The 14,428-nt window shown below is 66.7% G+C and carries 15 protein-coding genes; 4 read left to right on the plus strand and 11 right to left on the minus strand.

Translation table 11 applies throughout. The annotated features are described in order from the left end of the window. Nucleotides 1-65: 65 nt before the first annotated feature. From NYR55_RS14380 to NYR55_RS14395, 4 genes are all read right to left on the minus strand, one after another. The gene (locus NYR55_RS14380) at nucleotides 66-815 is read right to left on the minus strand and encodes a TorF family putative porin (RefSeq protein WP_260022247.1); all 750 of its coding nucleotides are present in this window, start codon (nucleotides 813-815) and stop codon (nucleotides 66-68) included. Then, nucleotides 808-1,239 (minus strand): hypothetical protein, encoded by a 432-nt coding sequence (locus NYR55_RS14385; protein WP_260022248.1) that lies wholly within the window; start codon nucleotides 1,237-1,239, stop codon nucleotides 808-810. Before NYR55_RS14385 ends, NYR55_RS14380 begins: the two co-directional genes overlap by 8 nt. A gap of 125 nt (nucleotides 1,240-1,364) precedes the next feature. Next, nucleotides 1,365-2,543 (minus strand): acetyl-CoA C-acyltransferase, encoded by a 1,179-nt coding sequence (locus tag NYR55_RS14390; protein WP_260022249.1) that lies wholly within the window; start codon nucleotides 2,541-2,543, stop codon nucleotides 1,365-1,367. An 18-nt stretch (nucleotides 2,544-2,561) separates the two neighbouring features. After that, on the minus strand, nucleotides 2,562-3,026 hold the full coding sequence (locus NYR55_RS14395) for a MaoC family dehydratase (protein ID WP_260022250.1): 465 nt from the start codon (nucleotides 3,024-3,026) through the stop codon (nucleotides 2,562-2,564). Between the two features lie 134 nt (nucleotides 3,027-3,160). Here NYR55_RS14395 and putA point away from each other — a divergent pair, with 134 nt between their 5' ends. After that, on the plus strand, nucleotides 3,161-6,082 hold the full coding sequence (gene putA / locus NYR55_RS14400; protein WP_260022399.1) for a bifunctional proline dehydrogenase/L-glutamate gamma-semialdehyde dehydrogenase PutA: 2,922 nt from the start codon (nucleotides 3,161-3,163) through the stop codon (nucleotides 6,080-6,082). An 8-nt stretch (nucleotides 6,083-6,090) separates the two neighbouring features. Here putA and NYR55_RS14405 read toward each other — a convergent pair whose 3' ends face one another. The 3 genes from NYR55_RS14405 to NYR55_RS14415 form a co-directional block, all read right to left on the minus strand. Next, a complete protein-coding gene (locus NYR55_RS14405) occupies nucleotides 6,091-7,137 on the minus strand; it encodes a glucokinase (RefSeq protein WP_260022251.1) in 1,047 nt (348 codons plus the stop codon). A gap of 69 nt (nucleotides 7,138-7,206) precedes the next feature. Continuing rightward, entirely contained in the window at nucleotides 7,207-8,379 is a 1,173-nt protein-coding gene (locus NYR55_RS14410) for a mechanosensitive ion channel family protein (protein ID WP_260022252.1), read from the minus strand. 14 nt (nucleotides 8,380-8,393) lie between these two features. Next, nucleotides 8,394-9,413 carry a DNA topoisomerase IB gene (locus NYR55_RS14415; protein WP_260022253.1) on the minus strand — a complete coding sequence of 340 codons (1,020 nt, stop codon included), beginning with the start codon at nucleotides 9,411-9,413 and terminating at the stop codon, nucleotides 8,394-8,396. A 106-nt stretch (nucleotides 9,414-9,519) separates the two neighbouring features. Between NYR55_RS14415 and NYR55_RS14420 the strand changes: the two genes are divergently transcribed. Continuing rightward, complete coding sequence (locus tag NYR55_RS14420; protein WP_260022254.1) at nucleotides 9,520-10,077, plus strand: type 1 glutamine amidotransferase domain-containing protein; 558 nt, start codon at nucleotides 9,520-9,522, stop codon at nucleotides 10,075-10,077. A gap of 108 nt (nucleotides 10,078-10,185) precedes the next feature. Here the strand turns inward: NYR55_RS14420 and NYR55_RS14425 are convergent, their stop codons facing one another. Continuing rightward, nucleotides 10,186-11,550 (minus strand): putative O-glycosylation ligase, exosortase A system-associated, encoded by a 1,365-nt coding sequence (locus NYR55_RS14425; RefSeq protein WP_260022255.1) that lies wholly within the window; start codon nucleotides 11,548-11,550, stop codon nucleotides 10,186-10,188. Further along, entirely contained in the window at nucleotides 11,543-11,704 is a 162-nt protein-coding gene (locus tag NYR55_RS14430; protein ID WP_260022256.1) for a hypothetical protein, read from the minus strand. Before NYR55_RS14430 ends, NYR55_RS14425 begins: the two co-directional genes overlap by 8 nt. Nucleotides 11,705-11,821: 117 nt before the next feature. On the opposite strand from NYR55_RS14430, the gene NYR55_RS14435 reads away from it, so the two are divergent. Both NYR55_RS14435 and NYR55_RS14440 read left to right on the plus strand, forming a co-directional pair. Then, nucleotides 11,822-13,072, plus strand: coding sequence for a TIGR04063 family PEP-CTERM/XrtA system glycosyltransferase (locus tag NYR55_RS14435; protein ID WP_260022257.1), 1,251 nt, complete (start codon nucleotides 11,822-11,824; stop codon nucleotides 13,070-13,072). After that, nucleotides 13,069-13,830 carry a hypothetical protein gene (locus NYR55_RS14440; RefSeq protein ID WP_260022258.1) on the plus strand — a complete coding sequence of 254 codons (762 nt, stop codon included), beginning with the start codon at nucleotides 13,069-13,071 and terminating at the stop codon, nucleotides 13,828-13,830. The genes NYR55_RS14435 and NYR55_RS14440 overlap by 4 nt, the downstream gene beginning before the upstream one ends. Nucleotides 13,831-13,842: 12 nt before the next feature. On the opposite strand, the gene NYR55_RS14445 is transcribed toward NYR55_RS14440, so the two are convergent. Together NYR55_RS14445 and NYR55_RS14450 are read right to left on the minus strand one after the other, a co-directional pair. After that, nucleotides 13,843-14,154, minus strand: a complete 312-nt coding sequence (locus tag NYR55_RS14445) for a hypothetical protein (protein ID WP_260022400.1) — start codon at nucleotides 14,152-14,154, stop codon at nucleotides 13,843-13,845. Further along, on the minus strand, nucleotides 14,154-14,357 hold the full coding sequence (locus tag NYR55_RS14450; protein ID WP_260022401.1) for a hypothetical protein: 204 nt from the start codon (nucleotides 14,355-14,357) through the stop codon (nucleotides 14,154-14,156). Before NYR55_RS14450 ends, NYR55_RS14445 begins: the two co-directional genes overlap by 1 nt. Between the last annotated feature and the right edge of the window lie 71 nt (nucleotides 14,358-14,428).

The raw sequence follows: 14,428 nt of genomic DNA on the forward strand, positions 1-14,428 counted from the left end.
TCCATCAGACGCTCCTTTCCGGGGGTATGCGCGTCGAACGGGCGGATGGGGGACGGGTTCCGCGATCAGAACCCGAATGAAGCGAACAGGGCGATCCGGTCGCCGGAATTGGTGCGATCCGCGATTGGAGGCGCGGGGGTGTCGAACCGGACATTCGTGCCGGTATAGCGGGCGCCAACGGTCGCCGGCCCGATCACATATTCGGCGCTGACGCCCCAGTCGGTATAGCTGCCGCCCGGGCGCAGGCGATTGGCGCGAACGGGGTCATCCACCGAACCGGTCGACCGGCCGACATGGGCGGACAGGGTCCATGGCGTTGCAGGCACGCCAACGCTGCCCCGGGCTGACAGGTAGAGATTGTCCCCGCCAATGCTGCTCTGTTCGGGCGCATAGCTGGCCGACAGGTCGACCTGAACCGGGCCGAGCGAACCGCCCACCTCTCCGTTCAATTCGCCATAGGCGGTGTCGTCGCTGCCCGGAAAGAAATGGCCGATCACGCGGCCGCGCAGCGTGAACGGGCCGGCATCCTCGCTGATCCCCGCAATCAGGTCGATGGCGGCATCCGCGCCGCCATGGCGGGCGCTGTTGCGGGTGGAAACGGCACGGGCGGCGATATCCACGCCGCTGACCGTGACCGAGCCATAGACGTCCAGTGCGGGATCGCCGTCGCTCCACGACAGGCCGCGCCGCCGATGATCGGTCGTCGCCTCGACCAGCAGGGCGGCGTCGGTCCGGTCCTGTGCAATGGCCGGCGTTGCGGGGATGGCCGCCGCCAGAGATGCGGCGGCCAGGATCAGCGTCTTTCGATCAGTCATTCGACGCGACTACTGCCAGCCGGTCGATTTCGGCAAGCAGTGTCGCGCGGTCTTCGCTGGCAATCGCGGCCAGCCGTTGCTGGATCGCGGGCGCACGGCCGGCAATCGCGCGGTCGATCTGACGCGCCAGAGCCCGGCAATCGCCGGCGATCGTCCCCTTCTGGCTGCGGTCGGTGGCGACCAGTCGGGCGGGCAGCGTCGATCCGGTCACCGACCGCTCGACCTTCACCACCGCCTGCCAGTCGCATTGCTGCGTGCTGGCCCGCATCGGCGGAGCGATGCCGCGCTGGCGGGTTTCGATCTCGACCGTCGCACCATAGGCGGCGGTCACGTCGCGGCCCTGGTGCTGGATCGTCACTTGATGGGCGTCGATGGGAAGGGCCAGGGCGGCGATTGCCGACGCTGTGGCCAGGATCATCTGCATCTCATTTGGCTCCTGCGGTGTGGCCCCCTCTTTGGCGGGGGGCCTGTCACCCTACTTAGCAGCAGGAGCCGGCACGCGATCCTCAAAGGCTGTGGTTATGGCCATAGCCTTTGCCTATCATCCCGTCACAGCACCTCGAACAGGCCGGCCGCGCCCATGCCGCCGCCGACGCACATGGTGACCACGACATATTTCGCGCCGCGCCGCTTGCCTTCGATCAGGGCATGGCCGGTCATCCGCGCGCCGCTCATGCCGTACGGGTGGCCGATGGAAATGGCGCCGCCATTGACGTTCAGCAGCTCGTCCGGGATGCCCAGCGTGTCCTGACAATACAGGACCTGCACGGCAAACGCCTCGTTCAGTTCCCACAGGCCGATATCGTCCATCTTGAGGTTGAACCGCTCAAGCAGGGCGGGGATGGCATAGACCGGGCCGATGCCCATTTCATCGGGCTTGGTGCCCGCCACCGCCATGCCGACATAGCGGCCCAGCGGGGTCAGGCCGCGCTTTTCGGCGACCTTTTCCTCCATCAGCACGGCCGCCGACGATCCGTCGGACAGCTGGCTGGCATTGCCCGCGGTGATGTGTGCGTTCGGCCCCATGACGGGCTGAAGCGCGGCCAGACCCTCTGCCGTGGTGTCGGCGCGGTTGCCCTCGTCCCGGGTCAGGGTCACTTCCTTTTGCGTGACTTCCTTGGTCTCCTTGTTAACGACGTTCATCGTCGCGGTGACCGGAATGATCTCGTCGTCGAACTTGCCCGCGGCCTGCGCCGCTGCGGTCCGCTGCTGCGAGCGAAGGCCATATGCGTCCTGACGGTCGCGCCCGATGCCATAGCGGGTGGACACGATTTCCGCCGTCTGCAGCATCGGCATATAGATATCGCCGTGCATCGCCAGCAATTCGGGGTCCGGCGCGATCCGCATCTGCGGCGTCTGAACCAGGCTGATGCTTTCCACCCCGCCACCGATGGCGATGTCCATATTGTCGGTGATGATCTGCTTGGCCGCCGTGGCAATCGCCATCAGGCCCGATGCGCACTGACGGTCGACCGACATGCCGGCGACGGAAATGGGCAGGCCGGCGCGCAGTGCGGCGTTGCGGGCGATGTTCCCTGCCTGGCTGCCCTGTTGAAGCGCCGCGCCGAACACCACGTCCTGAACCTCTGCCCCGTCGATCCCGGCCCGCTCGACGGCGGCCCGGATGGAATGGGCGGCCAGCGTCGGGGCGGGCAGGTTGTTGAACGCGCCGCGATAGGCGCGGCCGATCGGCGTGCGGGCGGTGGATACGATGACGGCTGAACGCATGGGTCCGGTTCCTCTCGGTTATGGGGTATCGATGAAAATCTGGCCGATCCATTCGGCGATCAGGGCGGGTTTTTCCTGTCCCTCGATCTCCACGGTGAATTCGGTCGTCTGTTGCCACTGGCCGGGGCGCTTTTCAGTGACGGCCAGCAGCTTGAAATGGCCGCGCACCCGGCTGCCCGACCGGACGGGGGTCAGGAAACGGACACGCTCCCCGCCATAATTCACGCCCATGCGCAGGCCGCGGATCTGGGGCATCCCGGCGCTGTCCGACAGCATGGGCATCAGCGACAGGGTGAGGAAACCGTGCGCGATGGTGCCGCCGAACGGCGTTGCCGCCGCCCGTTCGGGATCGACATGGATGAACTGGTGATCGCCCGTCGCCTCGGCAAAACGGTCGATCATCGCCTGGGTCACCGTCACCCAATCGGATACGCGCACCGACCCGGCGGTTGCTGCATATTCCTGGATGGTCAGCGTCTGCACGGCATTCCCCTCGGCGCACTTTCGTCGCATAGCGCCTAACCATGATCTAGGTCGGGGCAGGGCATGGTTGCAAGCCTCGGCTGACCGAGCACACGAAAGCATAGAAAGTCCTAGCGTCAATGTCCCTAGAATCCATGGTCGCCCTGCACCGCGCCAGCGAACCCGATGTTCTAAAACCCCTGATCGAGCGTGCGCGGACGACCCCTGAGTCGCGCGGGCGTATCGTTGCCGAAGCATCCGGCCTGATCGCGGAACTGCGCGCGGCGCAGACGCGGGGGTGGGTGAACCAGTTTCTGCAGGAATATCGCCTGAACTCGTCAGAGGGGGTGGCCCTGCTCAGCCTGGCAGAGGCGTTCCTGCGCGTGCCCGATCCGGAAACCGCCGACCTGCTGATCGCGGACAAGCTGGGCGATGCGGATTGGCGCGCCCATGCGGGGAAATCCAATTCCGCGCTGGTGAACAGCGCCACCTGGGGCCTGGTGATGGGCCGCGCGCTGGTGGGCGAGGGGGAGGGCGGGCCGCTGCGCCGCCTGCTCTCTCGCGCCGGCGAACCGTTCGTGCGTCAGGCCGTCGGCGCCGCCATGAAGATGATGGGCGAGGTGTTCGTGATGGGCCGCACCATCGACGAAGCCATGCGCCGCATGAAAAGGCCGGAAAACAACGGCTTCACGGCCAGCTTTGACATGCTGGGCGAAGCGGCGCGGACGGCGGAGGATGCCGAACGCTATTTCGCGGCCTATGGTCAGGCGATCCGTGCCGTTGGCGCTGACCCGGCGGCCGGACATTCGGTGTCGGTCAAGCTGTCCGCGCTCCATCCGCGATACGAGGTCGCGCAATGGGAACGCTGCGTGCCCGAACTGACCGCGATGCTTGCCGAACTGGCGGCAGAGGCGGCCCGGCTGAACATCGCGCTGACCGTGGATGCGGAGGAGAGCGAGCGGCTGGAAATGAGCCTGGCGATCATCGGCGATGTCGCGCGGCGGCCCGCCCTTTCCGGCTGGGACGGGTTCGGCATGGCGGTTCAGGCCTATTCCAAGCGCGCGCGGGCGGTGATCGGCTGGGCCGACGCGCTTGGCCGGCCGATGAACGTGCGGCTGGTCAAGGGCGCCTATTGGGACAGCGAGATCAAGCGGACGCAGGTCGAGGGTCTGTCGGATTATCCCCTGTTCACGCGCAAGGCGGCGACCGACGTGTCGTATCTTGCCTGTGCGCGCGACATGCTGGCGGCGCGCAACATCCGCCCGGCCTTTGCCAGCCATAATGCGCTGACGGTGGCGACGATCCTGGATTGGGCGGGGGATTCCCGCGATTTCGAATTTCAGCGCCTGCACGGCATGGGCGAGGGGCTGTACGAGGCGCTGGTGCAGGAACGCGGCTATCGCTGCCGCATCTATGCGCCGGTCGGCGGTCACCGGGACCTTCTGGCCTATCTGGTCCGCCGGTTGCTGGAAAATGGCGCGAACTCCAGTTTCGTGCATCAGCTGGCCGATGCCGACACCTCGGACGCCGAACTGCTGGCCGATCCGGTGGAAAAGGTGGCGGCGCTGGGCGGGACGCGGCATCCCAGCATCCCGCTGCCCCGCGACCTGATGGGCGCATGGCGCAACAGCGAGGGGCTGGACCTGAATGACCGGACCGTGCTGGCGGGCGTTGCCGGTGCGATCGCCGGGGTGCCCTTGCCCGCGGCGAACGATCGGGGACAGACGCCCGACCGCGCCATCGCACGCGCGCACGTGGCCTTTTCCGCATGGTCGGCAACGCCGCTGGCGGCGCGGGCCGCCGCGCTGGATTGCTATGCCGACCTGATCGAGGCGAACCGGATCGAGCTGATGGCGCTGTGCGTGAAGGAGGCGTTCAAGACGCTGCCCGACGCGCTGGGCGAAATCCGCGAGGCGGCCGATTTCTGCCGCTATTACGCGCATCAGGCGCGCACCGGCCTGTCGCCCGTTACCCTGCCGGGGCCGACGGGGGAACGGAACGAACTGCGCTTTGGCGGGCGCGGCGTCTGGGCGACGGTGGCGCCGTGGAACTTCCCGCTGGCGATCTTTACCGGTCAGAATGCCGCTGCGCTGGTCGCGGGCAACACCGTGGTGGCCAAGCCTGCGCCGCAAACCCCGCTGATCGCCGCGCGCGCCGTCGAACTGGCGCATCAGGCCGGCATCCCCGCCGATGCGCTGGTGCTGGTGACCGGCGGGCCTGAGGTCGGCGCTGCCCTGGTCGCCGATCCGCGGGTGGCGGGCGTTGCCTTTACCGGATCGACCGCCACGGCAAAGAAAATCGCGCGCAGCCTGCTGGATGACGACACGCGGCCGATCGTGCCGCTGATCGCCGAAACCGGCGGGATCAACGCGATGATCGTGGATTCCACCGCGCTGCCCGAACAGGTGGCGGCCGATGTGCTGACCAGCGCCTTTCGCTCGGCCGGTCAACGCTGTTCGGCGCTTCGCCTGCTGCTGGTGCAGGAAGAGATTGCCGATGGCATGATCCGGATGCTGAAGGGCGCGATGGATCAGCTTCGCCTGGGCGATCCGGCCGATCCGTCGAACGATATCGGGCCGGTGATCGACCGTGCCGCCTATGACAGGCTGATGACCTATCGCGAAAGCCAGCGGGCGCGCTGGGTTCATACCGTCGATGCGCCCGCAGACGGCCTGTTCGTCCCGCCGACGATCATCGGGTTGGACCGGCCGGAGGACCTGACCGCCGAATGGTTCGGGCCGCTGCTCCACATCGCCACGTGGAAAGCGGGCGCGCTGGCCGAAACCATCGCGCGCGTGAACGCCAGCGGCTATGGCCTGACCATGGGCCTGCACAGCCGCATCGCCCGCGCCGCCGACCTGATTGAGGCTGAGGGGAGGGCGGGTAACCTCTATATCAACCGCAGCATGATCGGCGCGGTCGTCGGCAGCCAGCCGTTCGGCGGAGAAGGTCTGTCCGGCACCGGGCCAAAGGCGGGGGGCCCGCATTACCTGCACCGGTTCTGCGTCGAACGGGCGATCAGTGTCGATACGACCAGCGCCGGCGGGAACGCCAGCCTGCTCAGCCTGGAGGATTGATCGACCCTTCAGCGCATCGGCATGAATCCGGCAGCGGGGCTTGGCGGCGCTGCTGCCGGAGGAGCCGCCGCTGGCGGGTTGTCCAGTGTTGCTGCGGGCAAGCCCGGCGGCCGGGCATCGCCCACATCCTCGCCGATCGGCACGCGGTGGATCAGGGAATAGGCAAGCCCCTCCATCGCCAGGTCATGGCCCGATAGCCGCCAGCGCGGCGTCAGGTTGATCAGACGCTGAAATTTCGGCGTCGCCTCGAACCCGGCATTCATCGCATCGGTCAGCCCGGCGCCGGTCATCTCCCCGACCTTCCTGCCCATCAACAGGATGCCGCTCCATGCCCCATGGGCCAGCACGGCATCGCGGGCAAACCGCCCCATCGCGCGGGCCAGGATCGTCAGCCGCTCGGCCCGGCCTGCCGGCAGGCCAGGGACGTTCCAGGCGGCATCGTCGTGCGACAGGGCAAGCACATTTTCCCACGTCGCCGAACGGCGGGACCGCGCGCGAAGCGACCGGGCGAGCACATCATCCTCTTCGCTTTCCGGCGGAAAGCCGCAATGGCCCATTTCGGTTTCCAGCATCCGCACCGTGCCCGTGCGGTCCACATCGATGACGGCCAGCCCGACCCCGAAATCGATATGCGCAACCAGCCAGCGGCCCTGTTGCGTCATGACCGGATCCCCGCTGTTGCGCGACAAGGCTTCGAAACGGACGCCATGTCCGCCAATGGCTGCCCAGGCGTGGACCGCAACATCGTTGATGATCTGAGGATCAGAGCGGAAGATGGATTGCAGGCCGGACCGGGTAATCATCCATCGGCCTCTGGCGATGGCGATCGTGTCGCCATGGGTCGCACCGATAATGGCAATGGCGGCAGAGGCACCGGTCAACGGACGGCCGGTTTCGCGTTCATATCGCATCAACGCGTCCGTCAGCGTGGGCAGGTCCGCCATCGCCCAGCTTGCCTCTTGTTCCGGACGGCCGGCTGCGTTGATCCAGGCAAGCCTGATCTGCGTTTCGCCAACCGAGACGGCAAGGCGCGGCGCGCCCCCCGATCCATCCATCCCCCGTCCCCCGCCTATGATTGTCGTGCGTTGTCAGCATCGTATCACGGCAGGGCGATTAAGATAGCGCTAACCTGCTTCCGGCCCGTCCTGGATGCTCCGACGGGGGTAAGGTTCGGCATAGGGCATGATCATCCGGCCGGCCGGATCGGCGGTGAACGTCGTCTGAGTGGGATAGGCGAACTCGATGCCCTCTGCGGTAAAGCGGGACAGGATGGCCAGGCCGACCGACGACCGTTTGTCGTAAAAGCTCTGATAATCCGGTCCCGGCGTGTCGAATTCGACCTCGAAATCCAGGCTGGACGCGCCGAACCCGACAAAGCCGGCGCGCACGAACAGGGCGCCGGCTTCCTCGATCGTTTCCTGCAGGATTTCAGGGATCCGGGCGCAGCGGTCGGCGGGCGTCTGATAGATCACCCCCAGCATCCATTTCTGGCGTCGATAGGTCCGCTGCGTGTTGTTGCCGATCTGCTTTTCCAGAAGGTTCTTGTTGCTGATGATCAGCTCTTCGCCGGTCAGCGCGCGGATGCGGGTGGATTTCAGGCCGATCGCCTCGATCGTGCCGCTTGTCGTGTCAAAGGTCACGGCATCGCCGCGCCGGAACGGCTTGTCAAAGATGATGGATAGGGCGGCGAACAGGTCGGCAAAAATGCCCTGCGCGGCTAGGCCGATGGCAATGCCGCCCACGCCAAGCCCCGCGACCAGACCGGTGACATTGACCCCCAGATTGTCCAGGACGACGATCAGCGCGATGGCGAACAGGGCGACGGTGACGAGCAGCCGGATAATGCCGATGGCGGTGCCCAGCGTCTCGCTGGAATGATCGCCCTCCGTCCGTTTTTCGACCACGCCCAGAATGATCTCGCGCGCCCAGATCGCGGCCTGAAATACCGCGGCGATGGTGAACAGGAACCGGACGGTCGCAATCACCGGCTGGGGGGCATGGGCATATTCGACGACCAGTTCGGCCGACACCATGATGATGAACAGATGCCCGGTTTTGCTGATCGCCCGGCCCAGGATCGTGCCCCATCCCATTGGCCCTGGCGTGCGTTCGCACAGGCGCATCCCCCATCGACGGGCAATGTGCAGCACGGTGAAGATCAGGGCGGCGACACCCAGCCCGATCAGCGCCTGCAACCAATAGGTCGTCAGCCACAGCACGCTGGAATCGACCAGCGCCTGGGCATTCTGCTGCACGGCATCGGCCGACAATTCGGTTTCGACGATGGCGTTGCTCATTCACACATTCCCGTTCACGCAGCCTTTGCGGTCGGCTGACATGCCCCGTCGCACGCGTCAAGAAACGCGATCAGGCCGCGCTCGGCCCGGGAAAGGTGGCGGGTGGCGCGCGGCAGGGTCATTCGCGGGCCGTTCAGCCCCGCGCCGCCCCTGCACCGGTCGATCAGCAAGGGGTGGACATAGGATTTGCGCGCAATCGCCGGTGTGTTGCCCAGCGCCGCCACGACCGGTTCCAGCATCGCCTTCAGCGTCGGCGGCTCGTCACTGGCGACCAGCAGTTCATAGGCGATGACGCTGGCGCCCCAGGTGCGGAAATGCTTGGCGGTAAAGCCATCGCCCATCGCCGCGCGGATATATTCATTGACGTGGGACGAGGTTACGGGATGCGCCTCGCCGGCATCGTCGACCCATGCGAACAGATGCTGGCCCGGCAGGTCCTGACACCGCCGGACGAACCGGGTCAGCGACCCGTCGGTGATGGTCAGCACGCGCCGACGCCCGGATTTGGCGGTATAGGCCAGCCTTAGCCGGTTGCCGGTCAGCCGGGCGTGCCGGCGGCGAAGGGTGGTCGCGCCGAAACTCTTGTTGGTTCTGGCATAATCCTCGTTCCCCACGCGCACCCGGCCCAGGTCGAGCAGGCGGACGACCGCCGCAATGGCACGCTCACGGCACAGGGTGCGCTTTGCGAGGTCGCGGGCCACCTGTGCGCGCAGCTTTGGCAGCGCTGCTCCAAACCGGGCGCATGCGCCGAACTTTGCGGCTTCCCGCTCCGCGCGGAAATCGGGGTGATACCGATATTGCTTGCGACCGCGCTCATCGATGCCCGTCGCCAGGATATGGCCGTCATCCTGGGCGCAGAACCATGCGTCGCGATAGGCGGGGGGCAGGGCGATGGCGTTTAGCCGGGCAATCGTCGCCTTGTCGCGGATCAGCCGCCCGTCCGGCATCCGATACCGCCACGGCCCGTCGCCGCGCCGTTCCCGCGTGATGCCCGGTTCGCTGTCATCGCTATAGCGCAGGCACGTGTCTGTCATCGGCATCCTCGGTTCGCCGCATCAATGCGCAATTTGTCGCATCGTTCCGGGAACAGGACCCGCCGCCATCGGTTTGCGGGACAGGTGCATGACAAGGAGACGGACCATGGCGGAACTTGACGGCGTAAAGGTACTGATGCTGGCGACGGACGGGTTTGAGCAGTCGGAACTGTTCGATCCGCGTCAGGCGCTGATCGATGCAGGCGCACAGGTGATTCTGGCTTCCCTGAAACGCGATGCCATTCGCGGTGTCATCCACGACCAGCCGGGCGATCGGGAAATTACCCCTGACCTGACCCTGGATGAGGTCGAAGAGGGCGATTACGACGCGCTGCTGCTGCCCGGCGGCCTGGCCAATCCCGATGCGCTGCGCATCAACGACCGTGCGGTCGAAATCGTCGGCGCGTTTTGCGACGATGGCAAGACGGTGGCCGCGATCTGCCACGCCCCCTGGCTGCTGGTCGAGGCGGATGTGGTCGATGGTCGTACCGTCACCAGCTGGCCGTCGGTTCGCACCGATCTGGCCAATGCAGGCGCCAATGTCGTGGACCGCGAAGTGGTGGTGGACGAAAACCTGATCACCAGCCGCAAGCCGGATGACATTCCCGCGTTCAACAAGGCGCTGATTCAGGCATTGGCCGACCAGATGGCCGACGCGGACTGACCGCGTGTCGACAGGGGCTGCTGCGTCCCTCGACAGGCCGGGCATGGGTGCGGGTCGGATGCGACCCGGCCCTGAAACCGCTCATGCCACGCCCGTCGGGGCGGCAGTTCATGCCGCGGGGATGGCCGCTCCGGTGGCCTGCGCCCGGCGCATCGGCCGCCAGCCAAGCTCCGCCCGCTTGCGCGCCAGATAGGTGTCCAGGCCGATCTGCGCGCCGATCAGCATGTAGACGAACGGCTGATAGGCGATGCCGACGAATGCTGCGCCCAGCAGATAGATCATGTGGCCATGCTGAAGCGCGGTAGCTAGCGGGCTGATCCATGCCTGATCCTCGCCCGCCCTGGCATAGCGGCGGCGGATCACCTCCATCCGCAACAGCCCGGCAAGCTGGATCACCAGCCACAGCGCCAGCCCGAAATAGCCCTGTTCGCCCAGCATCTCGAAATAGGAACTGTGATAGGCGCGGCCCGCATCCTGCACCGCGCGCCGCTCGACCGTGGCGTTGGCGCCCTGTTCGGCCACCGTCACGGTGTCGAACGTCAGCCGGTTCTGGCGGTACGCCTCGAACCCGCCGCCCATGGGATTGTCGCTGACATAATCCAGCGTCCATTTCCACACGGCCAGCCGCGTGCTGGCGGATTGATCGCCCTTGTATTCCTTGATGGTCTCCATCCGCTGCGTGTACGCGCTGGGCAGGAACGGTATCGCTGCCAGGCCAAGCACCGCGGCCAGGCCGATATATATCAGCCGCCGCTTCGCATCGCGCAGCATCAGCACGGCCAGCAACCCGATGCACAGCAGTCCGGTTCGCGCCGACGTGCCGATGGGGATCAGCAGGCAGGAAAAGCACAGGGCATAACAGAACAGCTTGACGCGCCAGTCGGGGCGGAAAATCGTGCCATGTTTGCTGAACCACAGGATCAGCGGGATGATGGTAATGGCAACGGCCGAGATCGTCGATCCTTCGTAAAGGCCGCTATTGTTGCTGACCATCAGGTCCAGCTGGCCATAGCCGCCGCCGGAACCCAACGTCTTGATCCCGCCCACGATGATGATCGATGCGGCCGACAGGATCATGAACAGCAGCAGCGCCTCGATCCTGAGGCGCGTGCGCAGCGTCAGCGGCAGGAAAGCGGCAAAGGCCAGCGACTTCCACGCCCATTCCCATTTATCCAGCGCCTCGACCGGGAAATCGGCATATTTCGTCGTGTATCCGCAATAGGCCAGCAGCATCAGGATCAGAAACTGGCGCGGCGCAAACCGGACGTCGCGCTTGTCATCGAACATCAGCCAGCCGCCGACCGCCGCCGCCACCGCGATCATCGAAATCGGCACCGAATTGAGCAGCAGATAGGTCAGCCGCTGCGGCGACACGATGTCGATATAGACATAGGTCAGGATGAACAGGAACGGCCGCCGCGCACCCGCGCCGAACAATGCGGCCAGGAACACGACAAAGACAAGGTCACGCACCGGGCCGGTCCCCGCCGCCGCGCCGGCCCAGCCACCGCCGGGTCCGCTCGCCTGTTCCCGCGCGCTCGTCGTCCAGGTCCGGCCGGCGCAGCAACAGCCATGCCGCCAGCAGCATCAGGCCATGGGTCAGGCCAAGCGAGAAATTGTCGATCATGCGCGGCCGGCCTGCTTTCCCTGGGCGTCGCCCGACACCAACGGGCCGGGCGAACATCCCTGCAATAGCCGCTGCCGGTTGACGCGGCGTTAAACACTGTCGTGGCAAGGGGACGGCATGCGCATCCTGCACGTCCTCGACCACAGTCTGCCCGTTCACAGCGGATATACGTTCCGCACCCGCGCTATCCTTAAGGCGCAGGAACGGCTCGGCTGGACGGTTGCGGGGATCAGCGGACCGCGACAGCCCGATGCCCCCGCCGCGCCGATGCTGGCGCTGGTCGATGGCCTGCGCTTTTATCGCTCACCAGCGGTATCGCCCGCGCCCAGCCCGATCGGGGAATGGCGCGAAATCACCGGCTTTGCCCGTCACATCGAATCCGTGGCGCGGGATTTCCGGCCGGATATCCTGCACGCGCACTCGCCCGTGCTGAACGCCGTTGCCGCCCGGATGGCCGCCCGCCGGCTCGGCCTGCCGCTGTTGTACGAAATCCGCGCCTTTTGGGAGGATGCGGCCGTGGGCAACGGCACGGGACGGGAGGGCAGCTTGCGCTATCGCCTGACCCGCCGGCTGGAAACGCGCGAGGTGCGGCGCGCCGATGCCGTGGCCGTGATTTGCGAAGGGTTGCGGGGCGACCTGATTGCGCGCGGCATTGCGCCGGACAAGATCATGGTGTCGCCCAATGGCGTCGATCTGGACTTGTTCGGCGAACCTTCCCCGCGCGACGACGCGCTGGCCGCCACGCTCGGCCTGGAAAGCGCGGATGAGGTCGTCGGCTATATCGGCAGTTTCTATGATTATGAGGGGCTGGATCACCTGATCGACGCCATGCCGCATCTGGTCGCCCGGCGGCCGCGCGCGCGGCTGTTGCTGGTCGGCGGCGGTCCCGTCGCCGATGCCCTGCGCGCCCGGGCGGCCGCTTCGTCGGCAGCGCACGCAATCCGATTTGTCGGGCGCGTGCCGCATGACGAGGTCGAACGCTATTACAGCCTGACCGACATCCTTTGTTATCCGCGCAAGCGGATGCGGGTCACCGAACTGGTAACGCCGCTCAAGCCGCTTGAGGCCATGGCCCAGGGCCGGCTGGTCGCTGCATCGGATGTGGGCGGGCACCGCGAACTGATCCGCGACGGGGACACCGGCACATTGTTCCCGGCGGACGATCCCGCGGGCATGGCCGCCGCGCTCGCCGGATTGCTGGCCGACCGGTCCGGCTGGGACGCCCGCCGCACCCGCGCCCGTGCATTCGTCGATGCCGAACGTAACTGGTCGTCAAATGTTTCTGGCTATCGTCCCGTTTACCAAAGGCTGGTCGATCGCAATCGGACGGATGGAAAATGGTCGCGTATCTCTCCCGTAAACGCTTGATTTCTGCGCCCGGCATTGCCGGACTTGTCGCCGCGGCACTGGTCGTGACCGTGCTGGCGCTGGTGATGGCGGTGCCCGACTGGCGACTCGAATCGATCGTGATCGATTCGGGCCTGCCTGCGATCCTGCCTGCCGCAGCGCCGCCGCTGGGCATGACTGCGCGTGCAGCCATTGCGTTCTTCGGCGCTGTGATCGTCGGCGGCGCGGGCTGGGTAGTCGCCACGCTGGCCGTGCGCCACTGGCCGCGCCGCCCCGCCCGCCGGCTGCGCCGCGCGGCAAAGCTGGAAATCCGCCCCTCGGACGCGCATCCCGATGCCGCGCCGCGCCCGCCCGTTCACGCATCCCGCGAACTGGGCGATCCGCTGTGGCAGGAACGCGTGCGCATCGCGCCTGCCGCATCCGGCCTGCCCATCGCGCCTGTTGTGGCCGAGCCGGTCGAACGGCCGCTGCCGATCAACCTTGATCTGCCGCTGGCTGCGTTCGACCCCGATGCCATCCCGGCCGAGCCGCTGCCGCTGCCGCTGCCCAAGCCGCGCTTTGCTGCGCATGAGCGGATCGAAACGTTCGAACTCACCCCGCCGCCCGCCGCGCGCCAGCCCCGGCCAGTGCCGGAAGAGGCCATCGTAGCGCCCGCCACCGACGCGACGATCCAGGGCCTGCTGGCCCGGCTGGAAAGCGGCGTGGCCCGCCGTTCGGCACCGCCCGTTCGCGTGTTCGACGATACGCTGATGCAGCTGCGCCAGATGGCGGCGCGCTGACCGGCGGCATCCTTAACCCTCGATCAGGGTCAGCGCCTCGATCTCCACCGCCGCCCGCCCGGCCGCAGCCGTCCGGCCCGTAACCGCCAGGTCGGCGACCAGATGCCCCGGCAACTGCCATTCCGCATCGGGCAGCGCCGCCAGCCATCGGGACAGGCGATCATCATCGCCCGCCTCGATGCGATAGCCCACGCGCGACCCCTCGAACGTCGCGCTTGCCCAGGCGCGACTGGAGCGGGATGCGATGGTGATCGCGATGCCCGCCCGCTCTGCACTGGCCGTCATCGCCCGGCCCAGCGCGGTTGCCGCGTCCGGCCCGCGCATCACGCCGCCGCTCCGTTCCGGCCGCCATCCTGCCGATTGTTGCCGATGAACGCCTCGATCCGCCCGACCATTTCGGGCCGGGGTTCGCGGCCGTTCCGCATGTCCAGCACCAGCCGGGGATCGCGCGCCACCAGCCGCCCGAACTTGGTCGGCGGCATCTGCTGATCGCGCAGGAACCGTTCGATTTTCCACAACATCTCCATCGCATTGACCCCCGTGAGTCGCTCCAATATGTTCCTGAAATGTTCTTTCAAATCCAACTTGTCTAGGAAAA

The sequence above is a fragment of the Sphingomonas sp. BGYR3 genome (assembly GCF_025153455.1).
Lineage (GTDB): Bacteria > Pseudomonadota > Alphaproteobacteria > Sphingomonadales > Sphingomonadaceae > Sphingomonas.

Excerpts from the sequence above, each read along its gene's own strand:
- NYR55_RS14380 (WP_260022247.1), bottom strand. The coding sequence starts at position 815 with ATGACTGATCGAAAGACGCTGATCCTGGCCGCCGCATCTCTGGCGGCG.
- NYR55_RS14385 (WP_260022248.1), bottom strand. The coding sequence starts at position 1,239 with ATGCAGATGATCCTGGCCACAGCGTCGGCAATCGCCGCCCTGGCCCTT.
- NYR55_RS14390 (WP_260022249.1), bottom strand. The coding sequence starts at position 2,543 with ATGCGTTCAGCCGTCATCGTATCCACCGCCCGCACGCCGATCGGCCGC.
- putA (WP_260022399.1), top strand. The coding sequence starts at position 3,161 with ATGGTCGCCCTGCACCGCGCCAGCGAACCCGATGTTCTAAAACCCCTG.
- NYR55_RS14405 (WP_260022251.1), bottom strand. The coding sequence starts at position 7,137 with ATGGATGGATCGGGGGGCGCGCCGCGCCTTGCCGTCTCGGTTGGCGAA.
- NYR55_RS14410 (WP_260022252.1), bottom strand. The coding sequence starts at position 8,379 with ATGAGCAACGCCATCGTCGAAACCGAATTGTCGGCCGATGCCGTGCAG.
- NYR55_RS14415 (WP_260022253.1), bottom strand. The coding sequence starts at position 9,413 with ATGACAGACACGTGCCTGCGCTATAGCGATGACAGCGAACCGGGCATC.
- NYR55_RS14420 (WP_260022254.1), top strand. The coding sequence starts at position 9,520 with ATGGCGGAACTTGACGGCGTAAAGGTACTGATGCTGGCGACGGACGGG.
- NYR55_RS14430 (WP_260022256.1), bottom strand. The coding sequence starts at position 11,704 with ATGATCGACAATTTCTCGCTTGGCCTGACCCATGGCCTGATGCTGCTG.
- NYR55_RS14435 (WP_260022257.1), top strand. The coding sequence starts at position 11,822 with ATGCGCATCCTGCACGTCCTCGACCACAGTCTGCCCGTTCACAGCGGA.
- NYR55_RS14445 (WP_260022400.1), bottom strand. The coding sequence starts at position 14,154 with ATGCGCGGGCCGGACGCGGCAACCGCGCTGGGCCGGGCGATGACGGCC.
- NYR55_RS14450 (WP_260022401.1), bottom strand. The coding sequence starts at position 14,357 with ATGGAGATGTTGTGGAAAATCGAACGGTTCCTGCGCGATCAGCAGATG.